General features: G+C 58.1%; 20 protein-coding genes (1 of these 20 only partly in view). 12 read left to right on the top strand and 8 right to left on the bottom strand.

What is annotated here, in order from left to right; all coding sequences use genetic code 11:
- Positions 1 to 106 precede the first annotated feature (106 nt).
- From KUIN1_RS24095 to KUIN1_RS24065, 7 genes are all read left to right on the top strand, one after another.
- On the top strand, positions 107 to 604 hold the full coding sequence (locus KUIN1_RS24095; RefSeq protein ID WP_024639973.1) for a tail fiber assembly protein: 498 nt from the start codon (positions 107 to 109) through the stop codon (positions 602 to 604).
- A 230-nt stretch (positions 605 to 834) separates the two neighbouring features.
- Entirely contained in the window at positions 835 to 1,380 is a 546-nt protein-coding gene (locus tag KUIN1_RS24090; RefSeq protein ID WP_057457391.1) for a glycoside hydrolase family 19 protein, read from the top strand.
- Entirely contained in the window at positions 1,377 to 1,889 is a 513-nt protein-coding gene (locus KUIN1_RS24085) for a lysis system i-spanin subunit Rz (RefSeq protein WP_172980079.1), read from the top strand. The genes KUIN1_RS24090 and KUIN1_RS24085 overlap by 4 nt, the downstream gene beginning before the upstream one ends.
- Before the next feature lie 411 nt (positions 1,890 to 2,300).
- The gene (locus tag KUIN1_RS24080) at positions 2,301 to 2,900 is read left to right on the top strand and encodes an aminodeoxychorismate/anthranilate synthase component II (protein ID WP_003394873.1); all 600 of its coding nucleotides are present in this window, start codon (positions 2,301 to 2,303) and stop codon (positions 2,898 to 2,900) included.
- A 21-nt stretch (positions 2,901 to 2,921) separates the two neighbouring features.
- Positions 2,922 to 3,971 carry an anthranilate phosphoribosyltransferase gene (gene trpD, locus KUIN1_RS24075; protein ID WP_024640873.1) on the top strand — a complete coding sequence of 350 codons (1,050 nt, stop codon included), beginning with the start codon at positions 2,922 to 2,924 and terminating at the stop codon, positions 3,969 to 3,971.
- On the top strand, positions 3,968 to 4,804 hold the full coding sequence (gene trpC, locus KUIN1_RS24070) for an indole-3-glycerol phosphate synthase TrpC (protein WP_011269105.1): 837 nt from the start codon (positions 3,968 to 3,970) through the stop codon (positions 4,802 to 4,804). Before trpD ends, trpC begins: the two co-directional genes overlap by 4 nt.
- 34 nt (positions 4,805 to 4,838) lie before the next feature.
- The gene (locus KUIN1_RS24065) at positions 4,839 to 5,534 is read left to right on the top strand and encodes a lipoate--protein ligase family protein (protein WP_024640874.1); all 696 of its coding nucleotides are present in this window, start codon (positions 4,839 to 4,841) and stop codon (positions 5,532 to 5,534) included.
- Positions 5,535 to 5,545: 11 nt separating this feature from the next.
- On the opposite strand, the gene crp is transcribed toward KUIN1_RS24065, so the two are convergent.
- Positions 5,546 to 6,190, bottom strand: coding sequence for a cAMP-activated global transcriptional regulator CRP (crp, locus tag KUIN1_RS24060; RefSeq protein WP_003401959.1), 645 nt, complete (start codon positions 6,188 to 6,190; stop codon positions 5,546 to 5,548).
- A 201-nt stretch (positions 6,191 to 6,391) separates the two neighbouring features.
- Here crp and KUIN1_RS24055 point away from each other — a divergent pair, with 201 nt between their 5' ends.
- Together KUIN1_RS24055 and speD are read left to right on the top strand one after the other, a co-directional pair.
- Positions 6,392 to 6,814, top strand: coding sequence for an OsmC family protein (locus KUIN1_RS24055; RefSeq protein ID WP_003401957.1), 423 nt, complete (start codon positions 6,392 to 6,394; stop codon positions 6,812 to 6,814).
- 242 nt (positions 6,815 to 7,056) lie between these two features.
- The gene (speD, locus tag KUIN1_RS24050) at positions 7,057 to 7,851 is read left to right on the top strand and encodes an adenosylmethionine decarboxylase (protein ID WP_003316303.1); all 795 of its coding nucleotides are present in this window, start codon (positions 7,057 to 7,059) and stop codon (positions 7,849 to 7,851) included.
- Positions 7,852 to 7,920: 69 nt separating this feature from the next.
- On the opposite strand, the gene coq7 is transcribed toward speD, so the two are convergent.
- The 5 genes from coq7 to hemJ all read right to left on the bottom strand — a co-directional run bounded on the left by coq7 (position 7,921) and on the right by hemJ (position 11,393).
- Complete coding sequence (coq7, locus tag KUIN1_RS24045) at positions 7,921 to 8,568, bottom strand: 2-polyprenyl-3-methyl-6-methoxy-1,4-benzoquinone monooxygenase (protein ID WP_003401955.1); 648 nt, start codon at positions 8,566 to 8,568, stop codon at positions 7,921 to 7,923.
- A 121-nt stretch (positions 8,569 to 8,689) separates the two neighbouring features.
- On the bottom strand, positions 8,690 to 9,028 hold the full coding sequence (locus KUIN1_RS24040; protein ID WP_003316306.1) for a histidine triad nucleotide-binding protein: 339 nt from the start codon (positions 9,026 to 9,028) through the stop codon (positions 8,690 to 8,692).
- A gap of 103 nt (positions 9,029 to 9,131) precedes the next feature.
- Positions 9,132 to 9,908 carry an SDR family NAD(P)-dependent oxidoreductase gene (locus KUIN1_RS24035; protein WP_103754714.1) on the bottom strand — a complete coding sequence of 259 codons (777 nt, stop codon included), beginning with the start codon at positions 9,906 to 9,908 and terminating at the stop codon, positions 9,132 to 9,134.
- Positions 9,909 to 9,964: 56 nt separating this feature from the next.
- Positions 9,965 to 10,879, bottom strand: coding sequence for a DUF805 domain-containing protein (locus KUIN1_RS24030; RefSeq protein WP_057457394.1), 915 nt, complete (start codon positions 10,877 to 10,879; stop codon positions 9,965 to 9,967).
- Positions 10,880 to 10,964: 85 nt separating this feature from the next.
- On the bottom strand, positions 10,965 to 11,393 hold the full coding sequence (gene hemJ / locus KUIN1_RS24025; protein WP_003316309.1) for a protoporphyrinogen oxidase HemJ: 429 nt from the start codon (positions 11,391 to 11,393) through the stop codon (positions 10,965 to 10,967).
- Positions 11,394 to 11,526: 133 nt separating this feature from the next.
- Here hemJ and argC point away from each other — a divergent pair, with 133 nt between their 5' ends.
- Both argC and erpA read left to right on the top strand, forming a co-directional pair.
- Entirely contained in the window at positions 11,527 to 12,561 is a 1,035-nt protein-coding gene (argC, locus tag KUIN1_RS24020; protein ID WP_011269099.1) for an N-acetyl-gamma-glutamyl-phosphate reductase, read from the top strand.
- A 243-nt stretch (positions 12,562 to 12,804) separates the two neighbouring features.
- A complete protein-coding gene (gene erpA, locus KUIN1_RS24015; RefSeq protein WP_002551953.1) occupies positions 12,805 to 13,155 on the top strand; it encodes an iron-sulfur cluster insertion protein ErpA in 351 nt (116 codons plus the stop codon).
- A gap of 62 nt (positions 13,156 to 13,217) precedes the next feature.
- Here erpA and KUIN1_RS24010 read toward each other — a convergent pair whose 3' ends face one another.
- Positions 13,218 to 14,312, bottom strand: a complete 1,095-nt coding sequence (locus KUIN1_RS24010; protein ID WP_003401948.1) for an anhydro-N-acetylmuramic acid kinase — start codon at positions 14,310 to 14,312, stop codon at positions 13,218 to 13,220.
- A gap of 3 nt (positions 14,313 to 14,315) precedes the next feature.
- Complete coding sequence (locus KUIN1_RS24005) at positions 14,316 to 15,743, bottom strand: peptidoglycan DD-metalloendopeptidase family protein (RefSeq protein ID WP_103754712.1); 1,428 nt, start codon at positions 15,741 to 15,743, stop codon at positions 14,316 to 14,318.
- A 201-nt stretch (positions 15,744 to 15,944) separates the two neighbouring features.
- Between KUIN1_RS24005 and tyrS the strand changes: the two genes are divergently transcribed.
- Positions 15,945 to 15,979, top strand: partial view of a tyrosine--tRNA ligase gene (gene tyrS, locus KUIN1_RS23995; protein ID WP_024639964.1) — the start only. Its footprint extends 1,177 nt past the window's final position; 35 of the gene's 1,212 nt are visible here — the first part of the coding sequence; the start codon lies at positions 15,945 to 15,947; its stop codon lies beyond the right edge, outside the window.

The following is a 15,979-nucleotide window of genomic DNA, read 5'->3' as shown; positions in this document are numbered from 1 at the left end:
GCGTTTTAGTTCCTGTCATCAAACGAAACAGGAGGTCCGCCGACGCCCGCAAGCGTCAATCATTCATAAACCCATACTCTCTCACTAGAAAACCGAAGGTATTCATATGTACACAGTAATAAGCGCTCGTGATCCACGGTGGTCCGATATGACACACACATACATTAATCTGTGGGTGTTGTTTGCAGAGTTTAAAGACACTTACGGCGAGGTGCCTTTTAGTGCGTCTCCCAACGATTCCGCTGCTCACGGCGTCGATCTGTTTAACCGTGCCCTCGCCGGTGAGTTCGGCCCGGTTCTCGAGCCGACCGAGGAGGCGGTCCTGCAACTGGTGACGAGTCAGCGGAATAACTTATCAAGTAACGCTACTTATCGAATCCACTCGTTGCTGGACGAACTGGATATTCTTCAAGACGCCATAGCAATGAATCTGGCGACCGAAGAGCAATTGAAATCCGTGCCAGCAATAAACGCTGAGCTGTACGCGTTCCGTCTTTATCGCGTGCAGCTTTCCCTAATTGACACATTGCCAGGTTACCCAAGGAAGTTCGACTGGCCAGTGGCGCCTGCGCAGCCTTTTGTGTATGTGCCACCTTCTGAGTAGTTAGCCATTTGGCAGGGCGTGCGCGAAAACGAATTGCATCCGGCGCCAGCTATGAGGCTGGAGTTGTTGTTTCTGCTTTCGCTATGGCCGCGACCTGCCGATATGACTGCTGCTAATGACTCAGGTCAATGATGGGGTGTTTTTTACCCGTAATGCGCGTCGCTCTTGAGTCACGAGAGCTTCGTCGATTGGGGACACTGACGAGCGTCATAAGCAAGGCAGGAGTAACCATGCCTATCAACCAGCAACAACTATTACAAATCCTCCCCAACGCCGGCTCTAAAGCCGGCGTTTTCGTTCCTGCTCTCAACATCGCCATGGCCCGTTACGCCATCGACACCCGCCTGCGTATCGCCGCGTTCATTGCTCAGATAGGGCATGAGTCCGGGCAGCTTCGTTATGTGCGCGAGCTGGGCAGTGACAGCTACCTGGCGAAGTACGACACGGGCCAGTTGGCGCTGCGTCTGGGCAACACGCCAGAAGCAGATGGCGACGGTCAGTTGTATCGGGGCCGTGGGCTGATTCAGGTGACGGGGCGGACCAACTACGAGGCGTGCGGGGAGGCGCTCGGGCTGGACTTGCTTGCCCAGCCGCAACTGCTCGAACAACCCGGCCACGCGGCCATGTCGGCGGCATGGTTCTGGGATCGGGCCAACCTCAACGTGCTGGCAGACCAGGGTGATTTTTTGATGATCACCCGCCGCATCAACGGCGGTACCAACGGCCTGGCGGATCGGCAGGCGCTTTACCAGCGGGCATTGGAGGTGCTGCCGTGAAAGTGCTGGATATGCGATTCCTGATCCTCGCATTCGTGCTGGGGTCAGGGCTGGGTACATGGGCCGCCTGGAAATGGCAGGCGGCCCGCTATGGCCTGCAACTGTCCACGCAAGCGCTGACGTGGCAGCGCGAGCGCGAGCAGGCGGCGCTGGCGGTCGTCGACTGGCAGAACGCCGAGCAGGCACAACGACGGGCGCTGGAAGTCCGTTTGCACACCAACGATACAACCATCCACAAGGAGTTGAGCGATGCACAGACTGCTCAGGCTCGTTTGCGTGATCGCCTGGCTACCGCTGATTTGCGCTTGTCAGTCCTCCTCGCCAACAGCCCCGCCAAGCGCGATGGCATGCCAGCCGGCACCGACACCGGCGGCGTGGTTCATGGAAGCCCGCGAGGCGAACTTGACCCAGCGGCTGCTGGACGAATTGTCGCCATCACCGACTACGGCGATCAGGGATTGATCGCTTTGAAGGCCTGCCAAGCCTATGTGCGCGAGATTGCGCACTGATGTTCCTCTCGGCTCCCCACCTCCCAGGCCATCGTGCCCCTGCCTCAATCCCGCCTCCGCAAGGAGGCGCGGCCCTCTTTTCAGCCTTTAACTGCTTTTCAATCGACGCGGCCCGGTACATTCATATTGCACCGGCCGATTCGGTACGCTAATGTCCTGAAACGTACCGATGAGACCCCTTCCGTGACGACAGTCAGCAAGCTTTTGATGCGCGTTATCAAGGCTCACGCCCGTTGGCGTTGGCGCGCCTGACTATTTCCTCGCCGGCCCTGCCGGTCCCGTACCTGTATGCCTTCGATTTTGTGATGTTTTTCTCCGTCCCCCGGCCTTGTGGCTGACGAGGGGATGCATGAGTGAAGCAGAATCCGGAAGGCCTGAATCAAGTCAGTAAATCAAAAGGTTGATAGCAAAATGCTGCTGATGATCGATAACTACGATTCGTTTACCTACAACGTCGTGCAGTACCTCGGTGAGCTGGGGGCGGACGTCAAAGTCATTCGCAATGACGAACTGAGCATCGCCGAGATCGAGGCCCTGAACCCGGAGCACATCGTCGTTTCGCCTGGCCCGTGCACGCCCAATGAAGCCGGCGTCTCGCTGGATGTGATCAAGCACTTCGCGGGCAAACTGCCGATTCTGGGCGTGTGTCTCGGGCATCAGTCCATCGGTCAGGCCTTTGGCGGCGACGTGGTCCGCGCGCGTCAGGTCATGCATGGCAAAACCAGCCCGGTCATTCACGAAGACGGCGGGGTGTTCGATGGCTTGAATCATCCGTTGGTGGTCACCCGCTACCACTCGCTGGTGGTCAAACAGGATACGCTGCCCGATTGCCTGGAAGTGACGGCCTGGACTGCGCTGGAAGACGGTTCGGTCGATGAGATCATGGGCCTGCGCCACAAGACATTGAACGTCGAAGGGGTGCAGTTTCACCCCGAGTCGATCCTGACCGAGCAGGGCCACGAGCTGTTCGCCAATTTTCTCAAGCAGAGTGGCGGTCATCGTCAGGGCTAAGGATTTTTTATGAGTACCCCCATGGATATCAAAAGCGCGCTCAATCGCGTGGTCAACCAGCTGGACCTGACCACTGAAGAGATGAGCGATGTCATGCGCGAAATCATGACCGGCCAATGCACTGAAGCGCAGATCGGTTCGTTTCTGATGGGCATGCGCATGAAGAGCGAAACCATCGATGAAATCGTCGGTGCGGTGTCGGTCATGCGCGAGCTGGCTGGCAAGGTCGAACTGAAAACCCTGGACGGCGTGGTCGACATCGTTGGCACGGGCGGCGATGGCGCGAATATTTTCAACGTGTCGACAGCTTCCGCTTTCGTCATCGCCGCCGCGGGTTGCACCGTGGCCAAGCATGGTAATCGTGCCGTCTCGGGCAAAAGCGGCAGTGCCGATCTGCTCGAGGCTGCCGGGGTTTATCTGAACCTCACGCCTGTTCAGGTAGCGCGTTGCATCGACAGCGTGGGTATCGGCTTCATGTTCGCCCAGTCTCATCACACCGCCATGAAGCACACGGCCGGGCCGCGCCGCGAACTGGGTCTGCGCACACTGTTCAATATGCTCGGCCCGCTGACCAATCCGGCCGGCGTTCGTCATCAGATCGTCGGCGTGTTCAACCAGGCGCTGTGCCGCCCGCTGGCCGAGGTGCTGCTGCGTCTGGGCAGCAAGCATGTGCTGGTGGTCCACTCGCAGGACGGCCTGGACGAATTCAGTCTGGCCGCACCGACCTTCGTGGCCGAGCTGAAAAACGGCGAAGTCACCGAATACTGGGTACAGCCCGAAGACCTGGGCATCAAAAGTCAGAGCCTGTACGGCCTTGCCGTGGAAAGCCCGGCCGCTTCGCTGGAGCTGATCCGCGATGCGCTGGGACGCCGCAAAACCGAGAACGGGCAGAAAGCTGCGGAGATGATCGTGCTCAATGCCGGCGCCGCGCTTTATGCTGCTGATCACGCGACAAGCCTGAAAGAAGGCGTGGCCCTGGCGCACGATGCGCTGCACACTGGCCTGGCGCGGGAAAAACTGGAAGAACTGGGTGCCTTCACGGCGGTATTCAAGCAGGAGAACGAAGCATGAGTGTGCCAACCGTACTGGAAAAGATCCTTGCCCGAAAGGCCGAGGAAGTTGCGGCTCGTCGTGCGATTGTGGGCCTGACCGAGCTTGAACAACAGGCCGCCCGGGCCGACGCGCCACGTGGCTTTGCCAAGGCATTGATCACTCAGGCCAAGGCAAAGCAGCCTGCCGTTATCGCCGAGATCAAGAAGGCATCGCCGAGCAAGGGCGTCATCCGCGAACACTTCCTGCCGGGCGAGATCGCCAGAAGTTATCAGGCCGGTGGCGCGACCTGTCTGTCAGTGCTGACCGATGTGGACTTCTTTCAGGGCGCCGATGCCTATCTGCAGGAGGCACGTGCGGCGTGCAACCTGCCAGTGATCCGCAAGGATTTCATGATCGACCCTTATCAGGTGGTCGAAGCACGTGCTTTGGGCGCTGACTGCATTCTGTTGATCGTGTCGGCACTGGATGACGTGCAAATGGCTGAACTGGCTGCCGTTGCCAAGGGCCTGAAGCTGGATGTACTGGTCGAGGTGCACGACGGCGACGAACTGGAGCGCGCACTCAAAACGCTCGATACACCGCTGGTGGGTATCAACAACCGCAACCTTCATACCTTTGAGGTGAGCCTGGAAACCACCCTGGACTTGCTGCCGCGCATCCCGCGTGATCGCCTGGTCGTTACCGAAAGCGGCATTCTCAATCGTGCGGATGTCGAGCTGATGGAAATCAGCGATGTCTACTCGTTTCTGGTGGGTGAGGCCTTCATGCGTGCCGAACACCCGGGCGCCGAGTTGCAGCGGTTGTTCTTCCCGGAGCGCAAGATTGCAGTAAGCGCTTCGTCCAGCGACTGAGCGTATTGAGCTGAACATCTTTGCGAGGGCCGGCATGCAAGACTCGATCATCGACATATGTGTCGAACAAGGCCTGCAGGCCGAGCAGGATCTTCTGGCGTCGGTATGTGCAGGTGCTGCAGATCACGGGCTGCTGTTCTGGCGGCCCAATGATCGCGCGCTGGTCATGCCACGGCGGATGAGCCGGTTAGCGGGTTTTGCCGAAGCCAGCGAGACCCTGTCGGACAACGCATGGCCCGTCCTCTTGCGTGAAACCGGCGGCGAGCCAGTGCCGCAGTCCTCTGCCACGCTGAACATCGCACTGGTCTACGCGCAACCGCCCACTGACGTGGATCGTGACCGTATAGAAACCGCCTACCTGCGATTATGTCAGCCGATTCTCGATCTGATGACCGACCTGGGTGGCCAAGCCTCACTGGGTGAGGTGGCAGGCGCATTCTGCGACGGTCGCTTCAACGTCAACCTCAATGGTCGCAAAATGGTTGGAACGGCTCAGCGCTGGCGTCAGAGCCAGGGCGGAAGGCGTCCCGTAGTGCTGGCGCATGGTGCCTTGCTGCTGGATAACGAGCGCGTTCAGATGGCGGCCGCGGTAAACCGTTTCAATGAGCTGTGCGAGCTTGAGCCGCGTGTCCAGGCAGGCAGCCACATTGCCTTGTACGAAGCGTTTCCGGGTGCTGACGTCCTGGAGCGTCTGGCGCAGGCTTACCGCAAGCTGCTCGCCGGGCTCTGAATACCAAGGGCTCAGCGTGTCCCGAAGACCACCATGGTCTTGCCTTTGACGTTGACCAGGCTCTGTTCTTCAAGGGCCTTGAGCACGCGTCCGACCATTTCCCTCGAACAGCCGACGATGCGTCCGATTTCCTGGCGGGTAATCTTGATCTGCATGCCGTCCGGGTGAGTCATTGCATCCGGCTGCTTGCACAACTCGAGCAACGTGCGAGCCACTCGCCCGGTGACATCGAGAAACGCCAGATCACCGACCTTGCGCGTTGTATTGCGCAGGCGCTCGGCCATCTGGCTGCCGAGCGCATACAGAATTTCCGGCTCTTGCCTGGTCAGCTCGCGGAACGAGTCATATGAAATCTCGGCCACTTCGCATTCGGTCTTGGCCCGCACCCAGGCGCTGCGTACGGACTCCTTTCCCGCTTGCTCGAACAGACCCAGTTCGCCGAAGAAGTCCCCGCTGTTGAGATAGGCGACGATCATCTCCCGGCGCTCGTCGTCTTCGATCAAAACCGTGACTGATCCCTTGAGGATCAGAAACAACGACTCGGAACGCTCACCAGCATTGATGATGTTGGTTTTCGCGGGGCAGCGGCGGCGTTCTGCATGGGGCAGCAGCTTGTCCAGACTGTTTGCTTTGGGCGTAAAGGTTATTGCGACCATGCGAGGCTTCCGAAATAAGGTGTATGGCCAAATGGCATACCTATAGGTATCGGCTGCGCCTTTATTCTCGCCAGCTTTTCCAGACGTGTAGGAAGCTATTTGCGAACATTCCTACGCATTTCCTACAAAAGGCATTTCTTCCGGGCGGCTTTTGGCCCTGTGCTAAGCTGGCGACCCCTTTTTTACAGTGGAGTCTTGGCGATGAAGGCACGCATCCAATGGGCTGGCGAAGCCATGTTCCTCGGCGAATCCGGCAGTGGTCATGTGGTGGTAATGGATGGTCCGCCGGAAAGCGGTGGTCGCAACCTGGGTGTACGCCCGATGGAAATGGTCTTGATCGGGCTGGGTGGCTGCAGCAACTTTGACGTTGTGAGCATTTTGAAGAAGTCGCGCCAACCCGTGGAAAGCTGCGAGGCGTTTCTGGAAGCCGAACGTGCCGATGAAGACCCGAAAGTGTTCACCAAGATCCATCTGCACTTCGTCGTCAAGGGACGAGGGTTGAAAGAGGCGCAGGTCAAGCGGGCGATCGAACTGTCCGCAGAGAAGTATTGCTCGGCCTCGATCATGCTCGGCAACGCGGGTGTGAAGATCACTCACGATTATGAAATTGTCGAACTGGGCTGAACGCCAGACATCCAACGATCATAAAAACGGCGCACACTCTGGCAGACGGCTTCGGACGTCTGCATAATGCGCCACTTTTTACGGGCGCAGCATGTATTGGTTTTCTGCTGCCGGTCCGAACAGACAACCAAAATCGCCAACGCGAAGAGGTGTTAACCGTCCTACGCAGATGAGCCGGGCTCACCTGACGGGCATGCTTGATCACGCGGCTGGCGCCGCACCCATATAGAGAGTTTTTAACGGTGAAAAGCAAACTCAAGCTCCACGGGTTCAATAACCTGACAAAGACCTTGAGCTTCAACATTTATGACATCTGCTATGCGGAAACCCCGCAGGACCAGCAGGCGTATGTCGAGTACATCAACAGTGTGTACGACGCAGAACGCCTGACGCGGATTCTGACTGATGTTGTCGATATCATTGGTGCCAACATCCTGAACATTGCGCGTCAGGATTACGATCCACAAGGTGCCAGTGTGACCATTCTGATCTCGGAGCAGCCGGTGACGCCTACCGAAAGCCAGATCGAAGAGTCGCCAGGTCCACTGCCGGAAACCATCCTGGCGCACCTGGACAAGAGCCATATCACGGTCCACACCTACCCGGAAATTCACCCGGTTGACGGTATTGCCACGTTCCGCGTGGATATCGATGTGTCGACCTGTGGCGTTATTTCACCGCTCAAGGCGTTGAACTACCTGATTCATAAATTCGAGTCGGATATCGTGACCGTCGATTATCGCGTGCGCGGCTTTACCCGTGACGTGGAAGGCAAGAAGCACTTCATCGACCACGAGATCAACTCGATCCAGAACTACCTGTCCGAAGACACGCGCAACGGTTACCAGATGACCGACGTGAACGTGTATCAGGAAAACCTGTTCCACACCAAGATGCTGCTCAAGCAGTTCGAACTGGACAACTACCTGTTTGGCGACGCCACCAGTAACTTGTCTCCCGAGCAGCGCGAGCAAGTGACCGCCAAGGTCAAACACGAAATGCTGGAAATCTTCTACGGCCGTAACGTCGCCGTATAAACCCGGATTCCGGACATTAAAAAGGCGCCTGATGCAGGCGCCTTTTTTATGGGCGTTGTATGCGTGTTGTCAGATGCGATAAGTCGACTTGGTCATGACCTTGGCCAGCACACTCATGCCGAACTTGACCGGTGCCGGGAAGCGAAAACCGCCTGCCTCCAGTGCGGATTCAGCGTGGTGTTCTTCATCGCTGAGCATCTGTTGCAGGATAGCCCGGGACTTGCCGTCTTCGGTCGGTAGTTGCTCCAGATGTTCAGCCAGGTGCTTGCAGACCTGATCTTCGGTCGCCGCGACGAACCCCAGGCTGACCCGGTCGCTGATAACGCCGGCTACTGCGCCCATCCCGAAGGACAGACTGTAGAACAGTGGGTTCAGCACACTGGTATGGCTGCCAAGCTGATGAATGCGCTGTTCGCACCAGACCAGATGATCGATTTCTTCTTCAGCCGCACGCTCCATCGCCTTGCGCACCTTGGGCAGCTTTGCCGTCAGCGCCTGGCCCTGATAAAGCGCCTGGGCGCAGACTTCGCCGGTATGGTTGATGCGCATCAGACCCGCGACGTGGCGCGTGTCGACTTCGCTCATCTTGTGCTCGGGCTGAACAACGGCGGGGGAAGGGCGCTGCGAGTGCGCGCTGGACGGTAGCAATGTACGCATCGCGCTGTCGGCTTGCAGTAACAGACGGTCTAGGGGGGAGTATTGACGTTCGGTAGCCATGGGCACCTCCGGAAGATCATGCGGGCAGTTTACCCCAATCGGCCGGAGCGGGCAGGGCTTGTGTCGTCCGACCAGCGCTGATCACACACACTGGTCGGCCGGGAAGCCCGAAAACGCTGGCTCAGCCCGGTGGCCAGTTCATCTGGCGCTGACCAAGTACATGCATGTGAATGTGGTAGACGGTCTGCCCGCCCAGCTCATTGCAGTTCATCACCACGCGGAAGCCTTCTTCGCAGCCCAGCTCGAGGGCCAGACGCTGCGCCGTGAACAGAATATGTCCGGCCAGGCCTTTGTCTTCCTCGGTCAGATCGTTCAGGGTGCGAATGGGCTTTTTCGGGATAACCAGAAAATGCACGGGTGCCTGTGGGGCGATGTCGTGAAAGGCCAGTACCTGATCATCTTCATAGATGATCTTTGCCGGGATTTCCCGATTGATGATCTTGGTAAACAAAGTGTCCACAGCCGTTTGCTCCTTGTCGGTTGATGGTCGTCACAGGGTATCGCTGTGCTTCAGCGCGTCCGAGTGTACTGAGCAAGACGCTGCTCGCCCAGCCGTTTGTCGGTCAGCGCGGGCAGTATTTCTTGTTGATATAGCCGCTGATCTGGCGAGCCAGCCAGCGTGAAACCAGGCGCGGGCTAAGCGTCCACAGCCGGTTACCGAAACCGGGAGTGATCACTGCGCGGTTTTTTGCCAGCGCGCGAACGGTATACAGCGCCACTTCTTCGGGGCTCATCAGGTTATCCACATTGACCTGCAACTGCGCGGTGCGAAAAAAGGACGTCCTGGTCGGGCCGGGGCACAGCACCGAGACCTTCACGCCGGCTTTCTTCACTTCCTCGCGCAGCCCTTCGGAAAAATGCAGCACATAGGCCTTGCTTGCGTAGTAGGTGCTCATCCATGGCCCGGGCTGGAATGCCGCCACCGAGGCGATGTTGAGTATCTGGCCGCCGCCCTGAATGGCCATCAGGTTGCCGACCGTGTGGCACAGGCGCGTGAGGGCCAGAATGTTCAGATCGATCAGGTCCTGCTCTGCACTCCAGTCCTGAGCCAGAAAAGGTCCGCAGGTGCCGATGCCCGCAGCGTTGACCAGCAGATCGATCTGATGGGCGCCGTCTTCCAGTTCCAGCAGAAAGCCCGAGAGTCTCAGTGGCTCGCCCAGATCGCAGGCTCGAAACAGCACTTCCACGCCAAAACGCTGCGTCAATTCCAGTGCAATTGTTTCCAGCAGGTCGCGCTGGCGGGCGACCAGGATCAGGTTGCGACCGCGACGTGCCAGCGCTTCGGCCATCGCCAGGCCTATGCCGCTGGACGCGCCGGTGATCAGGGCGTAACGGGTCATGCATTTCTCCATTGAGCGTGTTGCGACCGGCAGTCTGCCGAACCGTGAGCAGTCTATTACTTGTCGCTTTGTTCTTCGGGCTCTATGTTGACATCCGCTGGCGCGGTCAAGGCACTGTCACGGCTTTCTTCGTCGTCGTAAGGGAGCGATTGCTCATATTCGTCGGTCTGCAATTCCAGCTCATCACGCAGTATGCCTGCGCCGCCGGCGGTGAGCCCGATCAGGACAATCGGGATCAGTAACACCCACAGAATGGCCAGGGTCTTCACGCCTCGGGAATTCGGTGGCGGCGGCGGGCCGAAAGCGTTGGGGCCTTTCGTTCCAGGCAGCAGGATCATCAGAAACGGGAAGACGCTGCCTACGAACGGCACCATGGTCAGCAGCAGAAGCCAGCCCGACCAACCCAGATCGTGCAGCCGCTGAACGCCGATCTGCGCACCAATGACAGCGAACACGACGAGCACCACCGCCATCAGCAGGCCGCCGGCGACCAGCGAACCGTTCATGACCAGCAGGCACACACCTACCAGCACCAGCGTCGCGGCGCTCAGGACCATGCTCCACGCCAGATAGCGCAAGCGCCCGATACGCCCATGGATACTCAAGACCTTCAGCGTCGAATGACCGGGCTGATCAGCGCCGACCTGTGCCTTGGGCGGTGCGTAGGGCGATATTTCCAGATGCGCGGGTTTGGGGGAGGGATGGCTGACGACTTCATCCAGACTCAGGCTGATTTCAACGTCAGGTTCGATACGTGCTTCGACGCCCGCATCGTCCAGCGCCTTCAGGTAGCGTTCCGCATCCTGATAAGTGATCCCGCGCTTGAGCGCGACGGGTTGACCGCTGAACAGCTTCTGCACTGCAGACGGTTCGCTTTTGAACAGCCCCGCCAGGTTGGCCTTTGCGGTGTCGAGCTCGACGCCTTCACGCACCTGCCCTTCAAATACAATCTTGAAGTGTGAATCGGCCATACGGGGCTTCCTTGTCTTTAAATGGAAAACAATGCCGGGCGCCGGTCTGAGACAGGGCGCCCTGTCGCGTTACTGATGATTGGAGTCAGAAGGGTTTGACGATAACCAGAATGACGATGGCGATCAGGATCAGTACCGGGATTTCATTGAACCAGCGATAAAACACATGGCTGCGGCCATTTTCACCACGGGCAAAGCGTTTCATCTGTGCGCCGCAGACGTGGTGATAGCCGATCAGCAGGACAACCAGTGCGAGCTTGGCGTGCATCCAGCCCTGACTGAAATAACCGCTGGGGTCGAAGCTGATCAGCCAGCCGCCGAAGACCAGCGTTGCGATCATTGCCGGGGTCATGATGCCACGGTACAGCTTGCGCTCCATGACGATGAAACGCTCGCGGCTGACCGTGTCCTCACTCATCGAGTGATAGACGAACAGTCTTGGCAGATAGAACAGGGCTGCAAACCAGCAGACCATTGAAATGACATGAAGCGCCTTTATCCATAGATAGAGCATTTTTGATTATTCCCAGGTTCACGGTGGCCGAATAGTAGTGTCTTGTGCGCCCATACGTCACGTTGTCGGTTGTCGCAGAGGCGATAGGCTCCTATTATCGACCGCTTTCCAGTTGTTTCGTTGAGGGCAGGTTATGGTCAAGGTCGGTATCGTCGGCGGCACGGGTTACACCGGGGTCGAGCTGCTGCGTCTGTTGGCACAGCATCCGCAGGCAGAAGTAGTGGTCATTACCTCGCGCTCGGAGGCCGGCATGCCAGTCGCCGACATGTATCCGAACCTGCGCGGGCACTACGACGGCCTCGCGTTCAGCGTGCCTGACGTGAAAACCCTGGGTGCCTGTGACGTGGTGTTCTTCGCCACGCCCCACGGTGTAGCCCATGCCCTGGCTGGTGAATTGCTCGCGGCAGGCACCAAAGTGATCGACCTGTCTGCCGACTTCCGTCTGCAGGATCCGGTCGAGTGGGCCAAGTGGTACGGCCAGCCTCATGGTGCTCCTCAGTTGTTGGAGGATGCGGTGTACGGGCTGCCGGAAGTCAACCGCGAACAGATCAGGAACGCGCGACTCATCGCCGTACCGGGTTGCTATCCCACCGCTACCCAGTTGGGTTTCCTGCCGCTGCTTGAAGCCGGTATTGCCGATAACACTCGTCTGATTGCCGACTGCAAATCTGGCGTGAGCGGAGCGGGCCGTGGTCTGAATATCGGTTCGCTGTACTCGGAAGCCAATGAAAGCTTCAAGGCCTACGCCGTGAAGGGCCACCGCCACCTGCCTGAAATCACCCAGGGGCTGCGTCGCGCTGCCGGTGGCGACATCGGCCTGACGTTCGTGCCACACCTGGTGCCGATGATTCGTGGCATTCACTCCACGCTCTATGCAACGGTCGCTGATCGCTCAGTGGACCTGCAGGCACTGTTCGAGAAACGCTACGCCGACGAGCCATTCGTGGATGTGATGCCAGCGGGCAGCCATCCCGAAACCCGCAGTGTGCGTGGCGCCAACGTGTGCCGCATCGCGGTGCATCGTCCGCAGGGCGGCGATCTGGTCGTCGTGCTTTCGGTGATCGACAACCTGGTCAAAGGTGCGTCGGGTCAGGCGGTGCAGAACATGAACATCCTGTTTGGCCTCGATGAGCGCGCCGGGTTGTCCCATGCGGGCATGATGCCCTGAGGGAGGCAGCTTTGAGCTTCAAGCTTCAAGCTTCAAGCGGCAAGCTTCAAGTTGCAAGGCAAAGGCGGGCCGGCCATGCTCTTGTAGCTTGTAGCTTGTAGCTTGTAGCTTGTAGCTTGTAGCTTGTAGCTTGTAGCTTGTAGCTTGTAGCCGCTCCCGATCAAATAGTTGACCGATTTTCTAGGAGAAGCGGATAATGCCGTCATTACGCATTACGACGGCTAACGCCGGGAGATATCAGACATGAGTGTCGAATCCTTCACGCCTACCGCTTTGGAGTTCACTCCAAATGCTGCGCACAAGGTGAAAACCCTGGTCGACGAAGAGGGCAATGATCGTCTCAAACTGCGTGTATTCGTTACAGGTGGCGGTTGCTCAGGTTTTCAGTACGGTTTTACTTTCGATGAAGATGTGGCAGACGATGACACCATCGTCGAGCGCGAGGGCGTAAGCCTGGTTGTCGATCCGATGAGCTTTCAGTACCTGGCCGGCGCAGAAGTCGATTATCAGGAAGGGCTTGAAGGGTCGCGATTCGTGATCAAGAACCCGAATGCCTCCACAACCTGTGGCTGTGGCTCCTCGTTCTCGATCTGATCGAAGCTTGCTGTAAACAAAAACGCCGCTCATTGAGCGGCGTTTTGCATTGCGGCATCGCGTCAGGCGGGGTAGATCGCGCCCAGAACGCGCCTGCCTTTGGCGCCGGTCACCGTCGGACGATTGGCCGGAACGCCTTCGAGGCAGCAATGGGCCAGCCAGGCAAACGCCATTGCCTCAACCCAGTCAGGGTTTACGCCGAACTTCTCGGTACTGCTGACCTCTGTATCGGGCAACAGCTCTGCAAGGCGTTTCATCAGCGCCTTGTTATGCGCACCGCCACCACAGACCAGAAGCTCCCGGGTAATCGGTTGTGCAGATTTCAGGGAATCGGTGATCGTCAATGCTGTCAGTTCCAGCAGAGTGGCCTGCACATCTTCTGGAGCCAGTGTTTTCGACTGGAACAGATGGTGTTTAACCCAGCCCAGGTTGAACACTTCCCGGCCTGTACTCTTGGGGCCCTTGGTGAGGAAAAACTGATCGCTGAGCAGTTTCTCGAGCAGCGCAGAATCAACCTTGCCGCTCGCCGACCATGCGCCATCCTTGTCGTAGCTTTCATGGAGCTGTGAAGATATCCACGCATCGAGCAGTACGTTACCGGGGCCGCAGTCGAAGCCTTCGACCGGACGATCCGACTCGATCAGGCTCAGGTTACTGAACCCGCCGATGTTCAACACGGCGCGATGATCCTTGTTGTCGTCGAACAACGCTTCGTGGAAAGCCGGCACCAGGGGGGCGCCCTGGCCGCCTGCTGCGATGTCGCGGCGGCGGAAGTCGCTGACCACGGTAATTTCAGTCAGCTCTGCCAGCAGCGCAGGGTTGCCGATCTGAATGCTGTAGCCGCGCGATGGCTCATGACGAATAGTCTGGCCGTGGCTGCCAATGGCGCGAATCTGAGCGGGCACCATGTTTTGATCTTGCAGCAAGGTCTGTACGCCCTGTGCGACCAGCCTGCACCACTTTTGCTCCGCAATGGCCGCACGCGCAAGCTCATCCGCGCCGCTGGAGCAAAGCCCCAGCAGCTCGGCATGCAGGTCTTCCGGCATGGGGATGTAGTGAGTAGCCAGAAGCCTTGATCGGTCATCCTGCTTCAAAAGGGCGATATCAATCCCATCGAGACTGCTGCCGGACATCACACCTATATAGAAGAAGTCCATGGATTACCTTTTATTCGAGGCCAGCGTGGTGGCTTTTTCCTGATCCATGCGGGCCATCAACGGCTGGCTTTGCTGCATGAACCGCTGTTTTTCGGATTTGGCGATCGGATCCGCCATCGGAAGCTTTTGGCCCAATGGGTCTACGTGAACGCCATTGACCTGGAACTCGTAGTGCAAGTGCGGGCCTGTGGACAGCCCGGTAGTTCCAATATAGCCGATAACCTGACCTTGCTTGACAGTGCCGCCGGTCTGTATGCCTTTGGCGAAGCCCTGCATGTGACCATACAGCGTACGGTAGGTGTCGCCGTGCTGAATGATGACGGTATTGCCGTATCCGCCACGGCGGCCGGCGAGCAGGACCTTGCCGTCGCCGGTGGCCTTGATCGGCGTACCGCGTGGCGCTGCATAGTCCACACCTTTGTGGGCGCGGATCTTGTTGAGGATCGGGTGCTTGCGGCCCATCGAGAACATCGAGCTGATGCGGGCGAAGTCGACCGGGGTACGGATGAAGGCCTTGCGCATGCTGTTGCCGTCAGCCGTGTAGTAATTGGTATTGCCCTGCTTGTTGGTGTAGCGAACGGCAGTGTAGGTCTTGCCCCGGTTAGTGAAGCGGGCGGACAGGATATTCCCTGTGCCTACGCTCTTGCCGTTGACCACTTTCTGTTCGTATACCACATCGAATTCGTCACCCTTGCGGATGTCCTGCGCGAAGTCGATGTCGTAGCCAAAGATGTTGGCCATGTCCATCGTCATGCTATGAGTCAGGCCGGCACGTTGCGCGGACTGCGACAGGGAGCTGTTGATCACCCCGTGTACGTAGGCGTTACGCACGTTGGGCTTGCTGATCTCGCGATTGAATGCGTAACCACCAGTTGCTGTCTTCGACAGGCTGATGGACTCGACTTCGCTGAGTTTTGTGTGCAATTGCTTGAGCTGGCCATCCGGCGTCAGCTCGAACTGCAGCGTCTGTCCGTTCTGCAGCTTGCTGAACTGCTTGGCCTGCTTGTCGCTGGCCAGTACTTCATGAACGGTGGCGGCGGGTAGCCCGACTTTTTCGAACAGGGTCGACAGCGTGTCGCCCTTGCTGACGGTGACCTCCCTGTGGGCAGGATCTTTCGCAGCGGCTGGCGCGGTAGTCTCTGCCTGAGGCTGTGCGTTGGCGGTGTCTTGAGCCTGATCGTCGGCGTTGTCGATCTGGGCAAATGGCGATTCGGTGGTTTCAGGTGTGGCTTGAGTGGCTTGTTGAGCGTCTTGGTCTTGTATGTCCTGATCCGGTGCCTCCAGATCGAGGGGAATGTTGGTTCGTTTGGCTTCGACATCGCTGGATGGAAAAACCAGGAGAGCCAGGCTCAACAACGCGGCGATGCCGCTTGCAGCGAGCAGGTGACTCTTCGGATAAAGCGGGGGCGCTTTAGGCGGTGTGTCTTTCATAGGTAATTTGACTTTGAAAAAGGTGAAATGGAAAAGATGAATGACATGATGAAGATGAAATAACTGTATAAAATATAACCAAAACCTGCTCGAAGCAACCCTTCCCGCGTATCAGTCACTGATTCGCAGGCAAACGCTGGGCAAAACTTGTAATTGGGCTCTGATCTTGTAAGGTTGGTTCCCTTTGAATTGGGGGCTGTAATGAAGTCGGTTGAAGAGCAGCTGGCGCTGATCAA

The organism is Pseudomonas sp. KUIN-1 (assembly GCF_009176725.1).
GTDB classification, from domain to species: Bacteria; Pseudomonadota; Gammaproteobacteria; order Pseudomonadales; family Pseudomonadaceae; genus Aquipseudomonas; species Aquipseudomonas fragariae.
This window is presented reverse-complemented; position numbering and strand designations above follow the sequence as displayed.